This is a genomic window from Microbacterium karelineae (genome assembly GCF_009745985.1).
GTDB lineage: Bacteria > Actinomycetota > Actinomycetes > Actinomycetales > Microbacteriaceae > Microbacterium > Microbacterium karelineae.
On record NZ_WFIX01000012.1, the window covers coordinates 1 to 361 of the forward strand.

Consider the following 361-nt stretch of genomic DNA (forward strand, 5'->3'; position numbering starts at 1 on the left):
CGAAGTCGTTATGATTGGATATGGTAGCCGTAAAAAAGTAGACAACACTACTTCTATTAGTTCTATCAGTGCGGAAGAAGTAACTAAAACTAAAGTGTTGAATGCATCACAAGCCATTCAGGGTAAAGCAGCCGGGGTACAGGTAATAGCTTCCGATGCACCAGGATCTACTCCGACAGTGATGATCAGAGGACTTGGTACAGTACTGGGGGGAAGAACACCTTTATATGTAGTTGATGGGATGTTTACTGATAACATCAACAATATTAACTCTAATGATATTCTGACCTATGATGTATTGAAAGATGCTGCAGCATTGGCTATCTATGGTAACAGAGCTGCTAATGGAGTAATTATCATT

At 39.9% G+C, this 361-nt stretch carries 1 protein-coding gene; it reads left to right on the top strand.

All coding sequences use genetic code 11. The annotated features are described in order from the left end of the window. A partial coding sequence (locus GB932_RS21725; protein WP_156758776.1) for a TonB-dependent receptor plug domain-containing protein occupies positions 1-361 on the top strand: 361 nt, incomplete at both ends.